Annotated in this window: 15 protein-coding genes and 1 riboswitch; of the genes, 7 read left to right on the forward strand and 8 right to left on the reverse strand. The window is 72.3% G+C overall.

Annotation, left to right across the window (positions count from 1 at the left end):
* Positions 1-208 precede the first annotated feature (208 nt).
* Positions 209-763, reverse strand: coding sequence for a MarR family winged helix-turn-helix transcriptional regulator (locus OKJ99_RS27600; RefSeq protein WP_326020356.1), 555 nt, complete (start codon positions 761-763; stop codon positions 209-211).
* Between the two features lie 134 nt (positions 764-897).
* Between OKJ99_RS27600 and OKJ99_RS27605 the strand changes: the two genes are divergently transcribed.
* The gene (locus OKJ99_RS27605; RefSeq protein ID WP_326020440.1) at positions 898-2,172 is read left to right on the forward strand and encodes an MFS transporter; all 1,275 of its coding nucleotides are present in this window, start codon (positions 898-900) and stop codon (positions 2,170-2,172) included.
* A 4-nt stretch (positions 2,173-2,176) separates the two neighbouring features.
* On the opposite strand, the gene OKJ99_RS27610 is transcribed toward OKJ99_RS27605, so the two are convergent.
* On the reverse strand, positions 2,177-3,838 hold the full coding sequence (locus OKJ99_RS27610; RefSeq protein ID WP_326020358.1) for an ATP-binding SpoIIE family protein phosphatase: 1,662 nt from the start codon (positions 3,836-3,838) through the stop codon (positions 2,177-2,179).
* Between the two features lie 157 nt (positions 3,839-3,995).
* Complete coding sequence (locus OKJ99_RS27615; RefSeq protein ID WP_407700776.1) at positions 3,996-5,453, reverse strand: NAD(P)/FAD-dependent oxidoreductase; 1,458 nt, start codon at positions 5,451-5,453, stop codon at positions 3,996-3,998.
* 374 nt (positions 5,454-5,827) lie between these two features.
* Here OKJ99_RS27615 and OKJ99_RS27620 point away from each other — a divergent pair, with 374 nt between their 5' ends.
* On the forward strand, positions 5,828-6,592 hold the full coding sequence (locus OKJ99_RS27620) for a TetR/AcrR family transcriptional regulator (RefSeq protein ID WP_326020362.1): 765 nt from the start codon (positions 5,828-5,830) through the stop codon (positions 6,590-6,592).
* Positions 6,593-6,831: 239 nt separating this feature from the next.
* Positions 6,832-8,727: a sigma-70 family RNA polymerase sigma factor gene (locus OKJ99_RS27625; protein ID WP_326020364.1), complete on the forward strand. Its 1,896-nt coding sequence runs from the start codon at positions 6,832-6,834 to the stop codon at positions 8,725-8,727.
* A 10-nt stretch (positions 8,728-8,737) separates the two neighbouring features.
* Here OKJ99_RS27625 and OKJ99_RS27630 read toward each other — a convergent pair whose 3' ends face one another.
* Positions 8,738-12,049 (reverse strand): ATP-binding protein, encoded by a 3,312-nt coding sequence (locus tag OKJ99_RS27630; RefSeq protein WP_326020366.1) that lies wholly within the window; start codon positions 12,047-12,049, stop codon positions 8,738-8,740.
* Between the two features lie 84 nt (positions 12,050-12,133).
* On the reverse strand, positions 12,134-14,227 hold the full coding sequence (locus OKJ99_RS27635) for an asparagine synthase-related protein (RefSeq protein WP_326020368.1): 2,094 nt from the start codon (positions 14,225-14,227) through the stop codon (positions 12,134-12,136).
* Between the two features lie 620 nt (positions 14,228-14,847).
* On the opposite strand from OKJ99_RS27635, the gene OKJ99_RS27640 reads away from it, so the two are divergent.
* The 4 genes from OKJ99_RS27640 to OKJ99_RS27655 all read left to right on the forward strand — a co-directional run bounded on the left by OKJ99_RS27640 (position 14,848) and on the right by OKJ99_RS27655 (position 19,898).
* Positions 14,848-16,269 carry an MFS transporter gene (locus OKJ99_RS27640; RefSeq protein ID WP_326020369.1) on the forward strand — a complete coding sequence of 474 codons (1,422 nt, stop codon included), beginning with the start codon at positions 14,848-14,850 and terminating at the stop codon, positions 16,267-16,269.
* Between the two features lie 60 nt (positions 16,270-16,329).
* Positions 16,330-17,562: an L-2-hydroxyglutarate oxidase gene (lhgO, locus tag OKJ99_RS27645; RefSeq protein WP_326020371.1), complete on the forward strand. Its 1,233-nt coding sequence runs from the start codon at positions 16,330-16,332 to the stop codon at positions 17,560-17,562.
* A 146-nt stretch (positions 17,563-17,708) separates the two neighbouring features.
* Positions 17,709-18,476, forward strand: coding sequence for a tRNA (guanosine(46)-N7)-methyltransferase TrmB (gene trmB / locus OKJ99_RS27650; protein ID WP_326020373.1), 768 nt, complete (start codon positions 17,709-17,711; stop codon positions 18,474-18,476).
* 72 nt (positions 18,477-18,548) lie between these two features.
* On the forward strand, positions 18,549-19,898 hold the full coding sequence (locus tag OKJ99_RS27655) for a PrsW family intramembrane metalloprotease (protein WP_326020375.1): 1,350 nt from the start codon (positions 18,549-18,551) through the stop codon (positions 19,896-19,898).
* Here OKJ99_RS27655 and OKJ99_RS27660 read toward each other — a convergent pair.
* The 3 genes from OKJ99_RS27660 to OKJ99_RS27670 all read right to left on the reverse strand — a co-directional run bounded on the left by OKJ99_RS27660 (position 19,892) and on the right by OKJ99_RS27670 (position 23,535).
* The gene (locus OKJ99_RS27660) at positions 19,892-20,848 is read right to left on the reverse strand and encodes an aldo/keto reductase (RefSeq protein WP_326020376.1); all 957 of its coding nucleotides are present in this window, start codon (positions 20,846-20,848) and stop codon (positions 19,892-19,894) included. The genes OKJ99_RS27655 and OKJ99_RS27660 overlap by 7 nt on opposite strands.
* Before the next feature lie 125 nt (positions 20,849-20,973).
* Positions 20,974-22,026, reverse strand: coding sequence for a M23 family metallopeptidase (locus OKJ99_RS27665; protein ID WP_326020378.1), 1,053 nt, complete (start codon positions 22,024-22,026; stop codon positions 20,974-20,976).
* A gap of 11 nt (positions 22,027-22,037) precedes the next feature.
* A riboswitch (cyclic di-AMP (ydaO/yuaA leader) is annotated at positions 22,038-22,173 on the reverse strand.
* A 243-nt stretch (positions 22,174-22,416) separates the two neighbouring features.
* On the reverse strand, positions 22,417-23,535 hold the full coding sequence (locus OKJ99_RS27670; protein ID WP_326020379.1) for a PP2C family protein-serine/threonine phosphatase: 1,119 nt from the start codon (positions 23,533-23,535) through the stop codon (positions 22,417-22,419).
* Positions 23,536-23,691 lie beyond the last annotated feature (156 nt).

The following is a 23,691-nucleotide window of genomic DNA, read 5'->3' on the forward strand; positions in this document are numbered from 1 at the left end:
AACTTTAGCGGATTCCCGGCCCCCGAGCGAATCGGGGGTTCGGAATTGAATTCGGGCACGCCGAATAGAATCCCGGTTGGGAGATCGTGCTGAGATTGGGTGCCGCTTGAGCGGCGGATGTGCTGCCGAAGAACCGTTACGGCTCCGTGGCAACCCGAGGTACCTTACGGACCGGGGAAGGCCGTGTCAACCCTCCCCCTGCCCGGCTTCAGTCCAGGTCGTTGAGGCGGCCGCCGGCGTCCGGCTGGGCGTCTTCCACGCGGCGCAGGAGACGGGTGAGGACCTCACCGAGGACTCCGCGCTCCCCCGGAGTGAGGTCCTGAAGAAGGTCCTCCTCGAAGACGGACGCGAGGCGCATCGCCTCCAGCCACTTCTCGCGGCCCTCCGCCGTCAGCTCCACGATGACGCGGACGCGGTTGTTCTCGTCGCGGTCGCGGGTGACCAGGCCCTCCTGGACCATGCGGTCGATGCGGTGGGTCATCGCGGCGGGGGTCAGGCCGAGGCGCTTGGCGAGATCGCCGGGGCCCATCCGGTACGGGGCGCCGGAGAGGACGAGGGCCTTGAGGACCTCCCAGTCGGTGTTGCTGATCCCTACCGAGGCGGTCTGGCGTCCGTACGCCACGTTCATCCGGCGGTTGAGCCTGCCGAGCGCCGAGACGATCTGCTCGACCTGGGGGTCGAGGGCCTGGAACTCGCGCTGGTACGCGGCGATCTGCTCGTCGAGCGTCGGCTCGGCCGCCGGTGCGCCTGGGGTGTCCGCCATGCCGCGCAGTATGGCACGAGCCTGGTTGGCGTTGAAGTCCTTGGGTGTGTACTCTTTAGCTTCGAACTTTAGCTTCGAAGTATTCAGGGCTAAGGCCCCACACAGCGAAAGGGCAGGTGAAAGTGACCAGGGCGATGGGCGCCGCGATGCGCCGAATTCAGGTGGGCAGCGCGCTGAGCGCGTTCGGCATCGGCTTCACGGTTCCGTTCCTCTACGTGTACGTGGCGGAGGTCCGGGGGCTCGGGGCCAGTGCGGCGGGGATCGTGCTGGCCGCCTTCGCCATGGCCGCCCTGGTCGTCCTCCCCTTCACCGGTCGCGCGATCGACCGGCGCGGTCCGCTGCCCGTACTCGTCGCGGCCTCGCTCGTGGCGTCCGTGGGAGCGGTCGGTCTCGGGTTCGCCACGTATGAACCGGCTGCCATCGTGGCCGCCGCGGTGCTGGGTGCGGGGACGGCGGTGCTGCAGCCGGCGCTCGCGACCATGATCGTGTGGTGCTCCTCGCCGGAGACGCGCACCCGTTCGTTCGCGACGCAGTTCTTCCTGCAGAACCTGGGCCTCGGCATCGGCGGGCTCATCGGCGGCCAGATCGTGGACGAGACCAGGCCGGACAGCTTCCTGCTGCTCTTCTCCATCGAGGCCGTGATGTTCCTGGTGCTCGCCGGGATCGTGCTCACCGTGCGGATGCCGCAGGCCCCCGCTCTCGGTGACGCCGTGCCGAAGGGTGAGAGCAAGGGCGGAATGCGGGCGCTGCTCGGTAACCGGGCGATGGTGCAGCTGTGCGTGCTCGGATTCGTGCTGTTCTTCGCCTGCTACGGGCAGTTCGAGTCGGGGCTGAGTGCCTACGGCGTGGAGGCGGCCGGGATCTCGGCGTCCACGCTCGGGATCGCGCTCGCCGCCAACACGGCGATGATCGTGGTCGCCCAGTTCGCCGTGCTCAAGCTGGTCGAGCGCCGCAAGCGGTCACGGGTGATCGCAGCGGTGGGGCTGATCTGGACCGTCGCGTGGCTGTTCGCCGGGTACGCGGGGGTCGGGCACGGGAGCCAGGCGATGGCGACCGCCGCGTTCATCTCCACGTACGCGCTGTTCGGCCTCGGTGAGTCGATGCTGTCGCCGACCGTGGCGCCGCTCGTCGCCGATCTCGCTCCGGCCGGGATGGTCGGGTCGTACAACTCGGCCTTCGCGCTGGTGAAGCAGCTCGCGCTGGCGGTCGGTCCCGCTGTGGGCGGGCCGATGGGTGCCGCGCTGCACGGTCCGTACATCGTGACGTTCGTGCTGTTCTCGCTGGCCATCACCGTGCTGGCGCTGCGGCTCGGCAAGCGGCTCACGCCGGTGCAGGACCAGCCGTCGCTGGCCGGCAGCCGTGTGGTGATGCAGAGCTCGCCGGAGCCCGCCACCGCCGCGTCCGGCTGAGAGGTCACGCCGGGGGCGCTCCCTGGGCCTTGCCCGGTGGGAGGACGAACTCGCACCACACCGCCTTGCCGCCGCCCGGCGTGCGCCGTGATCCCCAGTTCGAGGCGATCGTGGCGACGATCGCGATGCCACGCCCCGCCTCGTCCGCCGGTTCCGCGCGGCGGCGGCGCGGCAGGTGGTCGTCGCCGTCGGTCACCTCGATGATCAGGCGGCGGTCCGTGCGGCGCAGGCGCAGGCGCATGGGCGGGGTGCCGTGCTGGAGGGAGTTGGCGACGAGTTCGCTGGCCGCGAGGACGCCCAGGTCGTGGAGTTCGTCGGCGAAGCGCCAACTGGTGAGGACGCCGGACGCGAAGGCACGCGCGCGTGGGGCCGCCTCCACGCCGCCGAGCAGTTCGAGCGCCGCGTTGCGGAAGCGCTCTCCTTCGGTGCCCTTGCGGGCCGGGTGCTGGAGCACCAGGACCGCGACGTCGTCGTCGTGATCGGCCGTGACACCGGCCGCGCGGATCAGACGGTCGCAGACCACCTGGGGCGTGCCGGTCGCGCCCGCCAGGGCGTTCTCGAGCGCGGCCACCCCCTCGTCGATGTCCTCGTCGCGCCGCTCCACCAGGCCGTCGGTGTACATGACCGCCGTGGATCCGGCGCCGAGCGGCACCGATCCCGAGGCGTGCAGCCAGCCGCCGGTGCCGAGCGGCGGGCCCGTGGGCTCGTCGCCGCGGTGGATCGTGCCGTTCTCGTCCCGTACGAGGATCGGCAGATGGCCCGCGGACGCGTAGACGAGGCGGCCCTCGTTCGGGTCGTGGACGGCGTAGACGCAGGTGGCGATCTGGTGCGGGTCGATCTCCGTAGCGAGGCCGTCCAGTAGTTGGAGTACCTCGTGCGGGGGCAGGTCCAGGCGGGCGTAGGCGCGGACCGCCGTGCGGAGCTGGCCCATGACCGCGGCCGCCCGGACGCCGCGGCCCATGACGTCACCGATCACCAGGGCCGTGCGGCCGCCGCCGAGGGTGATCACGTCGTACCAGTCGCCGCCGACCGCGGCCTCGGTGCCGCCGGGCTGGTAGGTGGCCGCGATCCGCAGGTCGTCCGGCTCCTCCAACTCCTGTGGCAGGAGCGAGCGTTGGAGCGTGACCGCCGTCTCGCGCTGTTCGCGCTCGCTGGTGCGCAGGCGCTCCGCCGCCTCCGCGTGGTCCGTGACATCGGCCGCGAAGATCAGCACACCGGGACCCTCCGCGGTCTCCAGCGGGGTGCAGGTGACGGTGTACGAGCGGCCGCCGGACGTCTTGCGGGACTTGACCGTGCGGGGCTTGCCGCTGCGCAGCACCTGGTCGAGGAACGGGAGCAGGCTGAGCTCGTCGAGCTCGGGCAGCGCCTCGTGGGCGGGCTCGCCCGCGGTGCGCTCGCCGAAGGCCGCGACGTAGGCGTCGTTGACGTACGCGATGCGGTGCTCGGGGCCGTGTACCAGGGCGACGAGGGCGGGGATGCGGTCGAGGACCTCGCGTACGGGCAGCTCGTCGACGCAGCCCTCCTCGCCGGGCCCCTCTTCGGACAGGTGCTCGGCGCGGGCAGCGGGGACCGCGCCGTCGGCCCGCTGGGGTCCGCCGTGGTCGGCCCGCGCCGCCGCGCGGCGCTGCGTTCCGGGGAGCCGGGCGCTCCAGCGCGTGAAATTCACAGGGGAAAAGCCTCGTGGGGTCGAGGGTGGGCGAGGGGCCCGCCCAGGGTCGTGGACCAGTCTGGCCGACCGTACTGACAATCGTCAGACGCCGGTCCGCGGGCGGGAGTTGCGCGCTCCGGTCACCAGTGCTCCGTCGGGGGCGTCAACAGCGCGCTCAGGGCGATCCCTTCGGGTTCCCCGGGGGTCCTTGTGGGGTGTCGGGAGAGGGGCCTCCAGATGGGTCCGTAGGAGGGACCGCTCCGGCCGCGAGTTCGAACTCGGCGCGGGGCTGTTCCAGCGAGCCCAGCGAGACGATCTCTCGCTTGAACAGACCGGAGAGCGTCCATTCGGTCAGGACGCGGGCCTTTCGGTTCACGGTGGGCACCCTGCTGAGGTGGTAGACGCGGTGCATGAACCAGGCAGGGTAGCCCTTCAGCTTGCGGCCGTAGACATGCGCGACGCCCTTGTGGAGGCCGAGGGAGGCCACCGAACCCGCGTACGCGTGCTCGTAGTCGGTGAGCGGTTCGCCGCGCACGGAGGCCGCGATGTTGTCGCCGAGGGTCCTGGCCTGGCGCACCGCGTGCTGGGCGTTGGGCGCGCACTCCTTGCCGGGCGCCGTGACGTCCGGGACGGCCGCGGCGTCGCCCGCTCCCCACGCGTGCGGGGCGCCGTCGACGGCGAGCGTGGCGGTGCACTTGAGGCGCCCGCGTTCGTTCAGCGGCAGGTCCGTGGCGGCGAGCAGCGGACTCGGCTTGACGCCGGCGGTCCACACGACCGTACGGGTGGGGAAGCGCGAGCCGTCGCTGAGCACCGCCACGCGGTGCTCGCAGGATTCGAGCCGGGTCTCCAGACGTACGTCGATGTTGCGGCCGCGCAGTTCGCGGATCGTGTACTGGCCCATTTCCGGACCCACTTCGGGCAGGATCCGGCTCGAAGCCTCCACGAGGATCCACTTCAGGTCCTCGGCCTTGACGTTGTGGTAGTACTTCGCCGCGTACCGGGCCATGTCCTCCAGTTCGCCGAGCGCCTCCACGCCCGCGTACCCGCCTCCTACGAAGACGAAGGTGAGCGCCGCGTCGCGGATCGCCGGGTCGCGCGTGGAGGAGGCGATGTCGAGCTGCTCGATGACGTGGTTGCGCAGGCCGATGGCCTCCTCGACGGTCTTGAACCCGATGCCGAAGTCGGCGAGTCCGGGAACCGGGAGTGTGCGGGAGACCGAGCCCGGCGCGAGGACCAGTTCGTCGTAGGCGAGGGCCGCCGCGCCCGTCCCCTCTTCGTCGCTGGCCAGCGTGGTGTACGTGACCGTGCGCTTGGCGTGGTCGACGGAGTGCGCCGCACCGACGATCACCTGGCACAGGTCGAGCGCGCGGCGCAGCGGGACGACGACATGGCGCGGCGAGATCGAGCCGGCGGCGGCCTCCGGCAGGAAGGGCTGATAGGTCATGTACGGGTCGGGGGTGATCACGACGATCTCCACCGCACCGCTCTTGAGCTCCGGTTTGAGCTTCTTCTGGAGTCGCAGAGCCGTGTACATCCCGACGTAACCGCCGCCGACTACAACAATGCGCGTACACCTCGGGGGTACGGGGGTCGCCCCCCGGAAGATTGCAGTCCTCACCCTCCCATGACGCATCGGGCCCATGCGTTTGTCCACAGTCCCGACCATTTGTATGACGACCAGAAGTACCCCTTCTGGCCCGGCTGTCGACCCGTGCGCGCGGGAGGTTCCCAGGTCAGCGTCCAAAACGGGGCCGTGGGACGGGGCGGAGGGCGGCGGGGCCGTCATGGCGAAATCCCGCGCATACTCCTTTCGAGGGGCACCCGGTGCGGAACCTGCCTCTTCTGAATCGCCCTCGGCTCAACTATGTTCGTGTCTTGTCGGGGTGTCTGGGGGGATACGCGGGCGATCCGGGAGCGCTCCCGGAAATCGCTGTCTGTTCCTCTGACTCCGACAGACAATGGCGGGGAGTGTCTCCGGGGGGAGACGTCATTACCGGGGGAACACATATGCACATTCAGGACTCTCATTGGACCTCAGCCTCTGCCGTCGCCCCCTCGGGCGCGGCCGCGGGGGCCAACGGGCGGGGGGCGGGCGACAGTTCGCGCTCCACGCCGCTGCGTGTGGACGCACAGCGCAATCTTGAGCATGTGCTGCGCGCGGCCAGGGAGGTCTTCGGCGAGCTGGGGTACGGGGCACCCATGGAGGACGTGGCGCGGCGCGCCCGCGTCGGGGTGGGCACGGTGTACCGGCGCTTTCCCAGCAAGGACGTACTGGTGCGGCGGATAGCCGAGGAGGAGACCGCGCGGCTGACCGACCAGGCGCGCACGGCGCTCGGCCAGGAGGACAAGCCGTGGTCGGCGCTCTCGCGCTTCCTGCGGACCTCGGTCGCCTCGGGTGCGGGCAGGCTGCTGCCCCCGCAGGTGCTGCGGGTCGGGGTCGCGGACTCGGAGGAGGGCGTACGGGGCGAGGTGCGCGTTCCCGAGCAGCGTGCCGCGACGCCGGAGCTGCGGCTCGTGGAGCGGCAGCCGATGGCCGGCGGCGAGGCCCTGCCCGCGGACGACGCGGGGGCCGCGGCGCTCCTGGAGGTCGTGGGCCGGCTCGTGGACCGCGCCCGGGAGGCCGGTGAACTGCGCACCGATGTAACCGTGTCGGACGTGCTGCTGGTCATCGCGACGGCGGCCCCGTCGCTTCCGGACGCCGCGCAACAGGAAGCGGCCTCCGCCCGGCTGCTCGACATCCTGCTCGAAGGGCTGCGTTCGCGGCCTGCGTGACGGGTCGGATCCGCACCGAACCGAGGGAGTGACCGCGGGTTGACCACATGGTCACTCGCGGTCAACTCTCTTTGACGGCACGGTGGTTGAGGCTTCCCCGAACGGGTGATCCTTAGGGCTTGCGCACTCGAAATCTCCACGGATGAGTGGTTGCCGTGCAGCAACCCCTGCGGGGGCCCGTGCGTGTGGCACTCTTTCCCGGTGATCGGGTCAGAGTGGGCGGTCGGGGGCATTCCGCAATGAGCGTTGACGGGCGGGACGAGCAGCGGCCCGAGGGTGGCGGTACGAGCGCCGAGAGCCCGCCCTCGGGGCACGTACCGAGCCAGGGCGGTCCGGGGCGCACGCCCGCCGAGCAGCCGGACATGCAGACATCCGTGCCGCCTCAGCGCGAGAGCGGCTCCTCCGGCGGCGTCGACGGCGAGGCGCCGTCCTCCGATGCCGACCTGATCGGCCGCATGCGCGCGGGCGACGACAGCGCCTACGAAGAGCTGTACCGCCGCCACTCCGCCGCAGTGCGCCGCTACGCCCGCACCTGCTGCCGCGACGGGCACACCGCCGACGACCTCACGGCCGAGGTCTTTGCCCGCACCCTGCAGGCGGTACGCAGCGGCAGCGGTCCCGAGCACGCGGTGCGCGCCTATCTGCTGACCACGGTGCGCCGCGTGGCCGCGGGCTGGACGAAGTCGGCGAAGCGCGAGCATCTCGTCGACGACTTCGCCGTGTTCGCCACGCAGGACGCCCGCACGCGGGAGGCCAGCGACGACGACACGCTCGACCTGGGCGCCGACGTCCGCGCGATGCACGAGGCCGAGCAGTCGATGGCCATGCAGGCCTTCCGCTCGCTGCCCGAGCGCTGGCAGGCCGTGCTGTGGCACACGGAGGTCGAGGAGGAGTCGCCCAGCGAGGTCGCCACGCTCTTCGGACTCGACGCCAACGGCACGCGCGTGCTCGCCAAGCGCGCCCGCGAGGGCCTGAAGGAGGCCTACCTCCAGGCCCATGTCTCGACCACGCTCACCCAGTCCGAGGAGTGCGCCCGCTACGCGGACCGGCTCGGCGCCTACGCGCGCGGCAGCCTGCGCACGCGGGCCGAGCGGGGCCTGCGCAAGCACATGGAGGAGTGCGCCAAGTGCCGGCTCGCGGCCGGTCAGATCAAGGAAGTCGCCAGCGGCATCCCCGGTGTCGTACCGATCGCGGTCATCGGCTGGTTCGGCGCCGCCGGGTACGCGAAGGCCGCGGCGTTCATCGGCGGTGGCGCCGCGAGTGCGGCGGGCGCGGCCGGGGCCGGTGCGGCCGCGGCGACGGGCAGCGGCTCCACGAGCGGCGGCGCCGCCGGTGGCGCGGCGTCCGAAGGGCTCGGGGCACCCGCGAAGGCGGGAATCGCGGCAGGTGTGGTGGCCGCCGGAACCGCCGTCGCGCTGGCGATCGCGCTCGCCGGTGACCCGAAGCCGAAGCCGGAGGCGCGCGAGCAGGCGCCGCCGCCCGCCTCGCAGCCGGTCGAGCCGAAGAAGCCGAAGCCCGAACCGAAGCCGCCGACACCGAAGCCGAAGCCACCGGCTCCCAAGCCGACGCCGCCACCGCCGAAGCCCTCCCCCAAGCCGACCTCGAAGCCCACGCCCAAACCGACGCCTCCGAAGCCGAAGCCGCCGGCTCCCAAGCCGACGCCGCCCAAGCCGACCCCGAAGCCGACGCCGCCGCCCGCCCCAGCCGTCTACCAGGTGAACCAGCTGCAGTACAGCGCCGTCGGCGACGGCACCAAGCCGGAGATCCGCCTCGGCGAGAGCAGTTGGGTGTGGCAGCGCTACGGCCTGTCGATCGCCGACAAGCAGTACGCGCACGGGGTGACGGTGCACTCCCAGTCCTCCGTCACCATCGACCTCAACCGAAGCTGCACGGCGTACGACGCCTTCGCGGGTGTCGACGACATGACGCTCGGCCTCGGCGCCGTCCGGTTCTCCGTCTACGTCGACGGGGCGCGGGCCTGGAGCTCGTCCGTGGTCAAGGGCCGTGATCCCGCGGTGCCGGTCCATGTGAACGTGGCCGGGGCGAAGTCGATCCGGCTCGTCACCGAACCGAACAGCCCGGCCGACTCGGTGGCCGTCGCCGACTGGGCGGAGTCCCGCTTCACCTGCAGCTGATCAACCGGCGTCAGCCATCCGTATCGGTGCCGGTGCCGGTGCCGGTGCCGTTCTCGGTGCCGGTGCTGGTGCCGGTGTCGGACTCCAGCTCCGCCAGGAGCCGCTCGTGCGTGAGCGTGCTGCCGGCCGCGCGCTCGGCCTCGTACCGTGCGGCGCCGAGCTCGGCCCGCGCGCGGGACTCCACCGCCTCGTACTCCTCGCGCTCCGGCATCGACCTCGGGAGACCGGCGCGCATCACGTCGGCGGCCGCGAAGAGACGCACCGCGCGTGCCATGTCGCCCGCGCGCGCGTGCAGTGCGGCTCCGACGTCGACGAGGCCCGCGGTCACCGACTCGGCCGTCTGCCCCAGGACCTCGTCGCGCAGCAGACGGACCACCTTCTCGAGGCCCGCCCCGGGGCCCGACTCGGCCGCCGTGACGCGCGCGTCGACCACGCCGAGGGCCGCGACGAACTGCGGTGGCGGGGTGCCGCTCTCGGCCACCGCGCGCGAGGCGTCACAGTGCTCGCGCGCGCGGGCCACGTCACCGTCCGACAGAGCGAGATAGGCCCGCAGCAGCCGGGCGAAGGCCGCGGTGTCCGCCACCCCGTACCGCTCCGCCTCCTCGGTCGCCATGTCGAGCGTCTTCTGCGCGGTGTCCCGGTCGCCCGAGCGGAAGGAGATCTCCGCGAGACGCGCCATGAGGAACGGCGACTCGGCGTACGCCCCCACTTCGTAGGCGAGCAGCAGCGCTTCCTCGTACTCGCCCTTCGCCTCCTCGAACCGGCCGCGCCCCATGGCGGCCTCGCCCGCCGCGCTGCACACCTGGGCCCGCATCCAGCGGTCGCCCACCCGGCGGCTCAGGCCCCGCAGCTCGGCGAGGTCGTCGTCGACGCCGCTCATGTTGCCCGGCATGTCGACCGCCATGTGCGCGCGGAACATCAGGGTGACGCCGAGCTCCCAATCACCGCCGAAGCGACGGCAGTTGGCGACAGCCGCGTCCAGGTCGGCGCGCACGTCACGGCCGTCGAGCAGGAACAGCGTGAACGGCCAGATGATGCCGGGGAAGCGGGCCCCCTGTGGGTTGGGCGGCGCGAAGACGGACTGCACGCGCAGCGCGTACGCACGCTGCTCCTCACCGGCGACCGCGCTCTGCGGGTAGATCTCCGAGAGCAGGAACAGGGAGAGCAGCCGCAGGTTCATCTGCGGCCAGTACATCGGGTCCTCGGTGTCTTCGGGGAGCACGCCGTCCGGCAGCATCCCCATGATGCGCTCGACCCAGTTCGAGCCCTCGTGGCGGTAGTTGCGCAGCCACCAGAACCAGCCCAGGTTGAGCGCCAGGGCGATCGCCGACTCCAGATCGACGGTCCCAGGACCTGAGGTGACGCGGGTCAGCGCCGCGCGGATGTTGTCCAGCTCCGCCTCGATGCGCTGGATCCACGGGAGTTGCTCGGCGGAGCGCAGCTTGGGGTCGGCCGCCTCGACCAGCGCGCGCAGGTGCGCGATGTGCCGCCGCTCGGCCTCCGCCAGGAGCTCGGGGGCCCGCGCGGCACGCTCCGTGGCGTACTCGTGGATGGTCTCCAGCATCCGGTAGCGCATGCCCGCGCCGCGCTGCTCCTGGTGGGGCGCGGCGACGAGCAGGGACTTGTCCAGGAGGGAGCCGATGACGTCGGCGACCTCTTCGGTGGAGCACACGGCCTCCGCCGCCTCCAGGTCCCAGCCGCCGGCGAAGACCGAGAGCTCGCACAGGGTGCCGCGCTCCCGCTTGTCGAGCAGGTCCCAGGACCAGTCGACGACCGCGCGGAGGGTCTGCTGGCGGGGCAGTACCGTGCGGCTCCCGCCGGTCAGCAGGCGGAAGCGGTCGTCGAGCCGGTCCGCGATCTGGCGGGGCGTGAGCAGTCTGAGGCGGGCCGCGGCCAGCTCGATGGCCAGCGGCAGCCCGTCGAGGCGGCGGCAGATCTCGGCGATGGCCTCCTGGTCCTGTCGTGGGTCGAAGCCGGGGCGGACCGCGGCGGCCCGTTCGGCGAACAGGCGGTGGGCGGGGTCCGGAGGCAGCGGCTCGACGGGGCGCACGGACTCCCCCGGAACGCCGAGGGGTTCGCGACTGGTGGCGAGGATCGTGAGGCCGGGGCAGCGCGTGAGGAGGGTCTCGGCGAGCTGGGCCGCTGCGCCGATGACATGTTCGCAGTTGTCAAGGATCAGGAGCAGGCTGCGGTGGGCGCAGTGCTCTACGAGGAGGCTGGTCGGATCGGTCTGCGGGCCCGACAACTCGTTCGTCATCAGGACCGTCTCGCGCAGGTCCAGTGCGCTGACCACCGCGCCCGGCACCGCCAGCGGATCGTCGAGCGGCGCCAGCTCGACCAGCCAGGCCTGGGAGAGAGGCGCCGCGGCCTCCTCCGCCAAGCGGGTCTTGCCGGAGCCGCCCGGGCCCGTGAGGGTGACCAGGCGTGCTCCTCGCAAGTGGGAACGGATGGCGGCGAGTTCGGGTTCCCGACCAACGAACGAATTCAGCCGGGGGCGCAGATTTCCGGTCCGAGGCCGCGGGGCGCGCAAATCAAGCCCCTGCGGCGATTGAGCAGCGGGGTCCGGGGCGGAGCCCCGAGGCCTCAGCGCCGGGTGGGCAGAGCCGAGTGGCGCCAACAACTCCGCGTGCAGGGCGGTCAATTCGGCTCCCGGATCCGCCCCCAGCCCCTCGGCCAACGTACGACGGGCCTCCTCATACGCCGCCAACGCATCCGCCCCCCGCCCCGAATCCCGCAGCGCACGGATCAAAAGCGCATGCAGCGGCTCGTCGTACGGGTACGCGGTGGTGAGCTCCCGCAGCTCCGGTACGAGGTCGACGGCGCGGCCCAGGCGCAGGTCCGCCTCCACGCGCGCGCGGGTGGCGTCCTGGCGGCGGGCCTCATGGCGGGTCGCGGCCGTGTGGTCGGGGAGGTCGACGAGCGCCGGGCCGCGCCACAGGGCGAGCGCGTCCCGCAACGTGCCGGCGGCGGTCTCCGGGGCGTCCGCCGCGAGGGCCGCGGCGCCCTCACGGGCCAGGCGTTCGAAGACGTACAGGTCGATGTCCCCGCGGCCCGCGGCGAGGCGGTAGCCGCCTGCCTCGGAGGTGACCGCCTCCTTGCCGAGTGTGCGGCGGAGCCGGCCGACCAGCGCCTGCAGGGCGGCCGGGGCGTCGGCGGGCGGGTCGTCGGCCCAGACGTCGTCGATGAGCGCGTCGGTGGGGGCGGTGTGCGGGGCGTGCAGGGCCAGGGCTGTGAGCAGGGCGCGCAGTCGCGGTCCGCCCACGGGCACGGGTGTGCCCTCGTCGTCGTATGCCTGTGTGGTGCCCAGGATCTTGTACTGCACTGAGGCATTGTCGCCGCTCCACGGCAGGAGGGCCCAGTCTTTTCCCCGGCGCGGCCGCCGGTGCCGCTCGCGGCCGTCGGGCCGTTACCTCGGCCCCGCTCCCAGCGCGCGCTCCGGGACGACGCTCCCCGTCGGCACCGCACGCGCGCGTGCCGGTGTGCCGGTCCAGCATGTGCCACGACGGGCGAGGAGGCGGCGCAGCCACAGTTCGAGGGCGACCAGATCTGCCAGGCCGTCGAGCGGCAGCGGTTCGCCGTCGGCCGCGGCGCGCAGGGCCTTGCGGACCACGCGGGCCTCGATCAGGCCCGTCTGTGCGAGCAGTGGTGTGTCGAAGAGCCCGATCAGGTGGTCCGCCGCGAGCCGGAGGCCGGCGCGGGTCGCCGCGGACGACGAGGCGTGCGAGGGGGCGCCCCAGCCGGGCGGCAGTTCGCTGACGCCCGCGCCTTCGAGGACCCGGCGCAGGATGTCGGCGCGGGCCCCCGGCTGGACGCGCAGCGCCTCGGGCAGGGCGCGGCAGGCGCGGACGACCTGGTTGTCGAGGAAGGGGGCGTGCAGGCGCTGGAAGCGGACCTCGGCGGCCTGTTCGAGGATGCGCAGGTCGGCGGCGTGCCGGGCGAGGCCCGCGCGGGCGCGGAACTCTCCGGGGCGCTGGCCAGGCCCTGGCCCCGGACGGGTCTTGCCGTCGTGGAGACGAACCGATACTTCAGCGAGTGCCTCCCCGGTCAGCCAGCGCGCGGCGGGCCCCGGTCTGGCCCATGCGAGAGCGGCGAGCGAGGCCCCGACGGCGCCGCCCGGCTCCTCGAAATTCTGTTGCAGTAGTCGGCTGGAGAGTCCTTCGAGGCCCGCCTTGTAGGGCGTACGAGCAAGCTTTCGGGCCGCTCCGTAGACCCGCGCCGGAACCGTGAAGGAGCCGTCCGCCTTCGTGAGCGCCGCTACGGGGCGCACCATGTGGCGTCGGCGCCGGTCCATCAGCAGGTCGGCCAGGCGCGCCGGGTGGGCGTCCAGGACCTGGCGGGCACCGTAGCCGGTGAAGTGGTCGGCGCTGCCGGAGACGAGGCGTGCGCGGTGGCGCGCGGCCGTGACGAGGGACGAGCTCGGCTCGTCGGTGAGCGGTCCTTCCAACTCGGCGTACGGGAGCGCCTCTTCGCCTGCCGCCACCACTACGTGGTGGAGGCGTGGGTTCGCGGCGAGTGCCCCGGCTCTCTCGAGCTCCGCCTCGTGCTGGTCCGCCCGCGACGAGCGGTCGTTGAAGGTGACCGCCAGGAGGCGCTCGCCCGCGCCCGTGCCGTGCCCGAGGACCGTGCCTGGCATGCCGGGCAGGCCGGCCGCGAGGAGGGCGAGGGTGCCGGATGCCGGTCCTCCGGAGACGTCGGCGCCGATGCCGGGCACGGGCATGCCGCGGGCGGCCCGGCGCTCGGCGGGTCCCATGCCGGGCACGGGCCCGGGGTCCAGGTCGGTGCCGGGCACGTGCCGGGGCGCCGCGAGACGGGTCCGCACGGCCTCCACGAGGGCGTCCCTGACGTCGTCCACGGCGCGTTCCGGGTCGACGGCGCCCGCGCCCACGGCGAGCGACGCCACGGGCTCGTAGCCGGCGATCTCGCGGGCCCCCGCGCGCAGGATCAGCGCATGGCCCGGCGGGATGCGGTGCACGCCCTGGTAGGGCGTCGAGTCGTGCAGCGCCTCCGGGACGTCGGGCGCCGCGAGGAGCGCGGCCAAGTGCCCCACGTCCAGGTTGGCTTCGATGAGGTCGGCGAGCGGGAGCGCCGCCGTCGCGTACGCGGTGCCGCCCGCCCAGGGGGTGTGGAACACCGGGCGCGCGCCCGCGAGGTCGCCCAACACCGTGAGCCGGCGACCGACTTGGACGACGGCCGTGTAGCTGCCGGGCCAGGCCGTGAGGTGGCGCAGGGCGCCGCCGCGCGCCGCGAACAGGCCCACCCTCAGCTGCTCGTCGGAGGCACCGCACACGCCGAGCACCGCGACCCGCGTCTGGTCGTCGGCCTTCACGATGCGTACTTCGTCGGCGCGCCAGTCGCCGACCGCCCACAGCGGATCCGGGTCGCCCCACAGGAGTTGGGAGCCGACCGGGTGTACCGTTTCGCCCTCCGATCCCATGGCACCCGCGGAACCGAGGGCAACGGGCCCGGAGGCGGCACTGCTCCACCCCACCAACCAGCGCATCGCCGCCTCCACAGGCTGTGGACAACACAAGGGGTCCCCATGCTGCCACGAAGGCGGCCTCAAGGATGGAGACACGGCGAAGGGAAGGAGCGGGCGGGAAATGGCGTACGCTCCCCCCAATGCGCCCCTTTTGAGCCGTAGTTGAACCGTGGTACGACCCGGACCAGTGCGGATGACAGGGGCGAGATTCGGCCAAATCGGCCGTTGATGGCCGGAGCTGAACACACCGCTTCGGCCACAGCGCGCAACGCACAGTCCGGGAGGCGTACTCCGCCTCCCGGACCGGTCCGCCGCCCGCGGGGATGTAGGCGGCGGGGTCCCCCAGCCCGCTGGATCCAGTACAGCGGGCCGACCCACGCAGGTCTCATGCAACCGCCGCCCCCTCGCCCGGGTAAGAGCGCACGCACGGGCGCACGGCACCACGCCCGGAGCACACGGTCACACGGCGTGGCCTGCGCCGTACTTCAGTACGGACAACAATCCCGCCATCCGGAATGCCGACCCTTAACGCTTGGGATGCGGCGAACTACGCTGTGTGTACGAATGCCGCGCGGTTATGCCAGGCCGAAACAGTCGGTGTGGTGCCCGGCGCGGCAGCCGTCTGTGTCGAGGGGTGGCTCATGTCCAGGGAGCAACGCGGGCCGAACGAAAAGCTCGGAGCCGTCCTCGCCCTCGCGGGAATCAGCAACGCAGGCCTCGCCCGCCGCGTCAACGACCTTGGTGCGCAACGAGGATTGACGCTGCGCTACGACAAGACGTCGGTGGCCCGCTGGGTGTCGAAGGGCATGGTGCCGCAGGGCGCCGCCCCGCACCTCATCGCCGCCGCGATCGGCCAGAAGCTCGGCCGGCCCGTGCCACTGCACGAGATCGGCCTGGCCGACGCGGATCCCGCGCCCGAAGTGGGTCTGGCCTTCCCGCGCGACGTACGGGCGGCGGTGAAGTCGGCGACGGAGCTGTACCGGCTCGACCTCGCCGGCCGACGGGCGGGCAGCGGCGGGATCTGGCAGTCGCTGGCCGGTTCGTTCGCGGTGAGCGCGTACGCGACGCCCGCGTCCCGGTGGCTGATAACCCCGGCCGACTCCTCGGTGGCCCGGGAGGCACACCACGTGGAGGACGGGGCACCTCAGAAGGTCGGCCACACCGACGTACAGAAGCTGCGCGAGGCCGCCGAGGACGCGCGGCGCTGGGACTCCAAGTACGGGGGTGGCGACTGGCGTTCGTCGATGGTGCCGGAGTGCCTGCGGGTGGAGGCGGCGCCACTGCTGCTCGGCGCGTACTCGGACGAAGTGGGGCGCTCGCTGTTCGGGGCCGCGGCCGAACTGACGCGCCTGGCCGGGTGGATGGCGTTCGACACCGGGCAGCAGGAGGCCGCGCAGCGGTACTACATCCAGGCGCTCAGGCTCGCGCGCGCGGCGGCGGACGTACCGCTCGGCGGTTACGTGCTCGCCTCCATGTCGCTGCAGGCCACCTACCGCGGCTTCGGTGACGAGGGCGTCGACCTCGCGCAGGCCGCCATCGAGCGCAACCGGGGACTCGCGACGGCCCGGACCATGAGCTTCTTCCGGCTCATCGAGGCACGCGCGCACGCGCGCACCGGTGACGGGCCCGCGGCCGGGGCCGCGCTGCGGGCCGCCGAGGGGTGGCTCGAGCGGGCCCGCGACGGCGACACCGATCCTTCGTGGCTCGGCTTCTACTCGTACGACCGGTTCGCGGCGGACGCGGCCGAGTGCTACCGCGATCTGAAGGCGCCCCGTCAGGTGCGGCGCTTCACGGAGCAGGCGCTGTCGAAGCCCACGGAGGAGTTCGTGCGCTCGCACGGGCTGCGTCTCGTGGTGTCGGCGGTGGCCGAGCTGGAGTCGGGGAACCTGGACGCCGCGTGCGAGCAGGGGACCCGGGCGCTGGAGGTCGCCGGTCGGATCTCGTCCGCGCGGACCACCGAGTACGTGAAGGATCTGCTGCACCGCCTGGAGCCGTACGGGGACGAGCCGCGGGTGGTGGAGCTGCGGGAGCGGGCCCGGCCGTTGCTGATGGCACCGGCGTAGACCGCGTGGTCCTCATGGGCCCGGGCCTGCCCGCATGAATTGTCAGTGGGGTCGGGCAAGATGCTGGGTGTGTCGGGAGTGGAGGTGAGGCCCGTGGGGGCGGCTGCGTATGACGGGGACGTGCTGGTGGTCGGCGGGGGGATCGTCGGACTCTCCACCGCGTATGCCGTGTCGCGGGCGGCGCCGGGGACCCGCGTCGTCGTCCTCGAAAAGGAGGAGGGCCCGGCCCTGCACCAGACGGGGCGGAACAGCGGGGTCATCCACAGCGGGATCTACTACCGGCCCGGCTCGCTCAAGGCGCGGTTCGCGGTGCGCGGCGCCGCCGAGATGGTCAAGTTCTGTGCGGAGTACGGGATCGCGCACGAGGTCACCGGAAAGCTGATCGTCGCCACGGAGCGGGAGGAGCTGCCCCGCCTGCACGCCCTCGTACAGCGCGGCAGGGAGAACGGGATTCCGGTGCGCGAGCTCGGCCCCGCGCAGATCCAGGAGTACGAGCCGGAGGTGCGCGGCCTCGCCGCGATCCACGTGGGGTCGACGGGGATCGTCGACTACCGCGCGGTCGCCGAGCTGTTCGCCGAGGCGTCCGGGGCCGAGATCCGGTACGGGGCGGACGTCGTGCAGGTCGACCGGCGCGCGGACCGGGGCGTCGCCGTGCGGACAAGAGCCGGCGACGTGGTGCGCGGGCGCGTGCTCGTCAACTGCGCGGGGCTGCGCTGCGACGAGGTGGCGCGGCTGACCGGGGACGACCCGGAGATGCGCATCGTGCCGTTCCGGGGCGAGTACTTCGAGCTCGGGCGCCCGGACCTGGTGCGCGGGCTCGTCTACCCCGTGCCGGATCCGGCGTTCCCGTTCCTCGGGGTCCATCTGACGCGAGGGATCGACGGCGGCGTGCACGTGGGGCCCAACGCGGTGCCGGCCCTCGCGCGGGAGGGCTACGGGTGGGGGACCGTACGGCCTCGCGAGGTGGGCGGGACCTTGGCCTGGCCGGGGTCGTGGCGGATGGCGCGGCGGCACTGGCGGTACGGGGCGGGGGAGGTCCACCGGTCCCTGTCGAAGTCGGCGTTCACGAAGGCCGTGCGCAGGCTCGTGCCCGGAGTCACCGCGGAGGACATGGTGCCGGTGGCGGCGGGGGTGCGGGCGCAGGCGGTGTTGCGGGACGGGACGCTTGTGGATGACTTCTTGATACGGGAGGGGGCGCGGGCGGTTCACGTGTTGAACGCGCCTTCGCCTGCGGCGACGGCGTCGCTGCCGATTGGGCGGGAGATTGCGCGGCGGGTCCTCGCGTTGCTGTGAGGCCGCGACGGGGTTGACGTCTCGGGGCTCCGCCCCGGACCCCGCTGCTCAATCGCCGCAGGGGCTGGAAAAGATCGGGGCTCCGCCCCGGACCCCGCGCCTCAAACGCCGGCGGGGCTTGGGTTGCCCGTAAAATTGGTGCCACTGTGTCTGAGTCGTCTGAAACCCCCGCGTCCACCGCCCGCCCCAACGAGCCGCGGTTCCCCGACGGGCCCCGGCCCGACCCCGCGCAGTCGCACTACGAGCAGCGCATCCGCAGCTTCCAGCCCCGCCGCGGCCGGGTCACCGACGCGCAGGCCGATGCCCTGCAGCGGCTGTGGCCCGCGTGGGGCCTGGACATCGACGGGCAGCGGAGGCTCGACCTGGCGGAGCTGTTCCCCGGCGTCGAGCGCGTCGTCCTGGAGATCGGCTTCGGCATGGGCGAGGCCACGGCGCAGATGGCACAGGACGACCCGACGACCGGCATCCTCGCCGTCGACGTGCACACGCCGGGCCAGGGCAATCTGCTGAACCTGGCGGAGCGCGCGGGGATCGACAACGTACGGGTGGCGAACGGCGACGCGATCGTGCTGCTGCGCGACATGCTCCCCGACGACTGCCTCGACGGGCTGCGCGTCTACTTCCCCGACCCCTGGCCCAAGAAGCGCCACAACAAGCGGCGACTGATCCAGGCCGAATTCCTGTCGCTGGTGGCAGGACCGCTCAAGCCGGGCGCGCTCGTGCACTGCGCGACCGACTGGGAGGACTACGCCGAGCAGATGCTCGAAGTCCTCACCTCCCACCCCGACTACGAGAACACGATCGAAGGCGGCGGCTACGCGCCCCGACCCGAGTTCCGCCCGCTCACCCGTTTCGAGGGCAAGGGCCTGGACAAGAGCCACGTGGTCCACGACCTGCTGTTCCGGCGCCGGTAGGTCCGGGGCGGGCCAAGGCCGGATCCTCGCGGCCCCGTCGCGGCGGGCCGCGTCCCTCGTTAGGGTCAATTGGTGGCCTCGTATCCCGTCTATCCGCACCAGCAGGACGACGTCCTCGGCGCACACCCGAGCGGCGCGGTCCCGCACGGTGCGGTTCGGCATCCGCGCTGGTGGGAGCGGAAGGGTGTGCGGGCCACCGCGCTGGCGACGCTGCTCGCGATCTCCGGGTTCGTGATCCTCGCCCTCGTCCGCGAGCAGACCGGCACGGAGGGCTTCCTGGTCGGGCTCGGGCTCGCCGTGCTGCCCGTTCCTCTCCTCATATCCGCGTTCCGCTGGCTGGACCGCGTACAGCCGGGCCCCTGGCGGAACCTGATCTTCTCCTTCGCCTGGGGGGCGTGTGCGGCGGCGCTGATTGCGATCGTCGCCAACAGCTTCGCGACCCGCTGGATAGAGACCGCGACCGCCGACCCCGCAAGCGCCGACACCCTCGGCGCCACCGTCATAGCGCCGATCGTCGAGGAGTCCGCGAAGGCGGCGGCCGTGCTGCTCGTCTTCCTGTTCCGCAGACGGGACTTCACCGGAATCGTCGACGGCGTCGTCATCGCCGGGGTCACCGCCACCGGCTTCGCGTTCACCGAGAACATCCTCTATCTCGGCAACGCCTTCGGCACCGACCAGCTCTCCGGCACAGGCGCGGGACTGACCTCGGTCACCGCCGCCACCTTCTTCGTGCGCGTCGTGATGTCCCCGTTCGCGCACCCGCTGTTCACGGTGCTCACCGGCATCGGCTTCGGCATCGCCGCCGCCATGGCGCCGGGCCGCGGCCGACTGCGCAAGATGCTGCTCCCGCTCGCCGGGCTGCTCGCCGCGATGGGCATGCACGCGTTCTGGAACGGCTCGTCCTCGTTCGGCGAGTACGGCTTCTTCGCGGTGTACGCCGCGTTCATGGTGCCGGTGTTCGGCGTGCTCACCTGGCTCTCGGTGTACGTGCGCCAGCGCGAGCTGCGCACCATCCGCCAGGAGCTGCCCGCCTACATAGCCGCGGGCTGGCTCGCCCCGCCGGATCCGTTCGCGCTCGGCTCGCTCAAGGCGCGGCGCCTGGCCCGCGACTTCGCCACGCACTACGGCGGCCGGGCGGCCGCGAAGGCGGTCGCCGAGTACGAGGACTGCGCGACGTCCCTCGCGCTGCTGCGCCACCGCGGCCGCAGGGGCAGGGCCGGCGCGGACTTCGCCGTACGGGAGCGGGAGCTGTTGGAGGCGTTGTGGGCGCGGCGCGACTACGCGCGCCCGGCGCTCGCGTACGGCTCCCAGATCGCGGCGCCGATGTGGCTGCCCCCGGTGGTGTACGCGGGCCCACCGGCGCCGGGCCTCGCGTACACCTACGACAACGAGCCGTACCGCTACAACCCGTACCGCTACTGAGAAGCCGCCGTGAGCCGGTCGAGCTCCGCCTGCGTCAGCTCCACGTCCGCCACCGCGAGCAGCGCCGGGAGCTGCTCGACGGTCCGCGCGGACGCGATCGGCGCCGTCACCGTGGGCTGCGCGGCGAGCCAGGCGAGGGCGACCGTGGCGATCTCGGCCCCGTGCGCCTGCGCGATCTCGTCGAGGGCGGTCAGGACGTTCCGGCCGCGCTCGGTCTCCAGGTGCTTGCCCGCACCGGCGGCCCGCGCGCTGTCGACCGTGACGCCCGGCCGGTACTTGCCGGTCAGGAAGCCGGAGGCGAGCGCGTAGTAGGGCACGGCCCCGAGGCCCGCGCGCGCGGCGACGTCCTGCAGTTCGCCCTCGTACGTGTCGCGCGAGACGAGGTTGTAGTGCGGCTGGAGCGCGACGTAACGGGCGAGGCCCTCGCGGTCGGAGAAGTCGAGGGAGTCCTGGAGGCGCTGCGCGGAGATGTTCGACGCGGCGATGTGCCGTACCTTGCCCGCCTTCACCAGCTCGTCGAGGGCGCCGATGATCTCCTCGACCGGCACCTCGGGCTTGTCGTAGTGCGTGTAGTACAGGTCGATGTGGTCGGTGCCCAGGCGCTTCAGGGACGCGTCGGCCGCGGCCCTGATGTTGGCCGCGGACAGGCCCTGGAACTCGGGGTGCTGGCTGCCCTTGGTGGCGATGACGACGTCGTCGCGGCGGCCGCGCGAGGCGAGCCACTTGCCGATGACGGTCTCCGACTCACCGCCCCGGTTGCCGTCCACCCACGCCGAGTACACATCGGCGGTGTCGATGAAGTTGCCGCCCGCGGCGACGTACGCGTCGAGCACCTCGAAGGACGTGGCTTCGTCGGCGGTCCAGCCGAACACGTTGCCACCCAGGGACAGCGGGAAGACCTCGAGGTCGGAGGTGCCGAGCTTGCGCAGAGAACGAGAGGAGGAAGTCATGCCGTGCCTCAACGCCCGTACGGAATGCGCTATTCCGCGATCACACTGGAAATCGCCCCAAGAAGGGGCGAACCGGCAGCCCTGGCGTCGGGGGGTGAGCGCCAGGACCGCCGGAGTTCACTGACTCACGGGGTGAGGCCCTTGCCGCGCAGCCAGGTCGCCGGGTCGACCCCGGTGGACTGCCCGTCGGGGTGGACCTCCAGGTGGAGGTGCGGCCCGGTCACATTGCCCGTGGCGCCCACGCGGCCGATGACATCGCCGGTGCTGACCTTCTGGCCCGCGCTGACATTGAGCGAGGACTGGTGGCAGAACCACAGCTCGGTGCCGTCGTCGAGGGTGAGCACCGTGCGGTAGCCGTACGCGCCCGCCCAGCCGGCCTCCGTGACCGTGCCGCCGTGTATCGCGCGGATCGGCGTACCGGTGGAGGCCGCGAAGTCGAGGCCCGTGTGGTACCCGGAGGACCACATGGAGCCGGGCTGACCGAAGGTGCCGGAGAGCGTGTACGAGGCGACCGGGAGCTTGAAGCTGGCGGCCAGCTTGGCGAGGCGCTCGGCCTCGGCCTTGCGACGGGCCTCCGCCTCGGCCTTCTTCTTCTCGGCGAGGGCCTTGGCCTTGGCCGCGTCCTGCTTGGCGGCGGCCTCTTCGGCCGCCTGCTTGGCAGCGGCCTCCTCGGCGGCCTGCTTCGCGGTGGCGTCGGCCGCGTCCTGCTGCGTCTCGGCCTGCTGCATGATGCGGGCCCGCAGCGCCTCGCCGGCGCCGGTCTGCCCGTCGGCGGCCTCGGCCTGAGTGATACCGGCGCCGCTCAGCGGGGAGGCCGTGGCGCCGGAGTCGGAATCGGAGTCCGAGTCGTCGGATATCAGCGAGCCCACGCCCGGCAGCGACTTGGCCGCGGGCAGCGAGTCCTTGACCGCCGACAGGTCGGGCATGGAGATGTGGACCGGCGGCTTGCCGCCCTGTGCGGTGGCGATGCCGCCCGCACCGACGGCGGCGACCACGCCGACGCCGAGAACAGTGGAGCTGCGCGCGAATCCACCACGGCGGCGGGCTACGCGATGCCTGCCGCGGACGGGAGAGACGGACTCCTCGGTGGGATTCCACTCCTCCCAGGTCTCCTGCTCGACGCCGAAGTCACCTTCAGGGCCGTAGAAGAAGTCGGGGGCAGGCCGGTTCGACGCCACGGGGGCGCTCTCCTTTCCTTCCTTCTCGCCTACCGGGTTAGCTGACGGGTTCGGAGCAGGAAGGTCTCCTACGGACACCAAAGATGTCCGATTCACCCCAAGTTGATGGTTCCCCGGTTCCCTTGCGGGATTAAGCGTGTGCGCACGGAGCCATCTCTTGTGACGGCTGGGACGACCGCGCTGCGTTATCGAACGTTAATAGACAGCAGACAGTAATTCCAAGCGCTTCCCACTAATCGTTCACGACTCTGGCCAGGACTTACCATGACAAGAGCGTGTGAATCCGGGCGAGTTGACCGGGCATCGCAAACGTCCACCCAACTGATGGTGCGTCAATTGTTATGCGGAGCGACGCCGTTCGACTACCTCTGGTAACAACGATCAAGGAACTCAGCCCCGGCGCACGGCGAGCAGCGCCATGTCGTCCTTCGTCCCGTCGCCGGTGTGCGCGCGCACCTCCGCCGCGAGCGCCGCGAGGAGTTCCTCGGGCCCCGGGAAGACCCTCCCGGAGAGCCGGGCCGCCGGATCGTAGAAGCGGCCGCTCGGGTCGCGCGCCTCGGAGAGCCCGTCGGTGTAGAGCAGCAGCGTCGCTGCCGATGGGAACGCCGCCTCGACGGCCCGGTCGGGCCAGCTGCCGAGTTCGCTCATGCCGAGCGGCAGCGCCGCCTGGCACGGGTCCAGTGGGCGTACGGTGCCGTCGCCGAGCAGCAGCAGGGGGCTGGGGTGACCGCGGTTGAGGACACGGACGAGCTCGACGCCGTGCGGGATCTCGGCGAGCACCGCGGTGGTGAAGCCCTCGAAGTCGTCGATGCCGCTGCGCCGGGTGCCCTCGCGGGCCAGGGCCCGCTCCAGGCGCTGGGCGACCGCCTCAAGGGTGCCCTCCTGCTCCGCGGCCTCCCGGAACGCGCCGATGACGACGGCCACCGCGGCGACCGCGCCCATGCCCTTGCCGCGCACGTCGCCGACGATGATCCGGATGCCGTGCGGGGTGTCCTGGACCGCGTACAGATCGCCGCCGATGAACGCGTCCGCCTGCGCCGCCTCGTAGCGCGCCGCGATCACGAAGCCGCCGAGCCGCCGGGCCGGCTCGGGCAGCACCGCCAACTGCGCGGCCTGCGCGATCTCACGGGCCGAGGCCAGCTGCTCGTACCCGCGGTACACGATCCGGTTGAGCACACAGGCCAGGAGGCAGACGGTGGCCACCGTGACGATCTCGGTGACGAACACGGAGTCGAGGTTCTCCGTGAAGCGCAGGTGCACGACCGTGATCGCACCGATCGACGCCGCGCCGGCCAGGATCGTCGCGCCGAGCGAGAAGAACGGGGCGGCCACCAGCGGCGCCGCGCTGAACAGGGGGGCGCCCGGGAAGCCGCTGGGGGTGACGTACTCGTAGACCGCGCCGCCGATGATGAGCAGCAGGGGCAGCAGCCGCAGGAAGAGCCGTGTGCGCACGCCTTCGGAGCCGTGCCGCCCCCGTCTCCCGCCGCTGCCTCCTTCTCGCTGCCCCACCACTCGTCTCCTGCCGTTCCCTGCCAGCTTCCGGCGTCTCACCAAGAGTTCCTGCACGAGGGCGCGGAGGCGAGCAGGAGTGGGCCGTACGAGTGGGGAACGTGACGGGCGACACAGCCGCATCGCGGCACCCCGGCACAAAAAAACCGAGGCCGG

Source organism: Streptomyces endophyticus, from assembly GCF_035798155.1.
Lineage (GTDB): Bacteria > Actinomycetota > Actinomycetes > Streptomycetales > Streptomycetaceae > Streptomyces > Streptomyces endophyticus.

Bases quoted from the DNA above. Each gene is read 5' to 3' on its own strand.
- OKJ99_RS27620 (WP_326020362.1), top strand. From the start codon at position 5,828: ATGCACATTCAGGACTCTCATTGGACCTCAGCCTCTGCCGTCGCCCCC.
- OKJ99_RS27615 (WP_407700776.1), bottom strand. From the start codon at position 5,453: ATGCGTCATGGGAGGGTGAGGACTGCAATCTTCCGGGGGGCGACCCCC.
- OKJ99_RS27605 (WP_326020440.1), top strand. From the start codon at position 898: ATGGGCGCCGCGATGCGCCGAATTCAGGTGGGCAGCGCGCTGAGCGCG.
- OKJ99_RS27660 (WP_326020376.1), bottom strand. From the start codon at position 20,848: ATGACTTCCTCCTCTCGTTCTCTGCGCAAGCTCGGCACCTCCGACCTC.
- lhgO (WP_326020371.1), top strand. From the start codon at position 16,330: ATGCTGGGTGTGTCGGGAGTGGAGGTGAGGCCCGTGGGGGCGGCTGCG.
- OKJ99_RS27625 (WP_326020364.1), top strand. From the start codon at position 6,832: ATGAGCGTTGACGGGCGGGACGAGCAGCGGCCCGAGGGTGGCGGTACG.
- OKJ99_RS27640 (WP_326020369.1), top strand. From the start codon at position 14,848: ATGTCCAGGGAGCAACGCGGGCCGAACGAAAAGCTCGGAGCCGTCCTC.
- OKJ99_RS27600 (WP_326020356.1), bottom strand. From the start codon at position 763: ATGGCGGACACCCCAGGCGCACCGGCGGCCGAGCCGACGCTCGACGAG.
- OKJ99_RS27635 (WP_326020368.1), bottom strand. From the start codon at position 14,227: ATGCGCTGGTTGGTGGGGTGGAGCAGTGCCGCCTCCGGGCCCGTTGCC.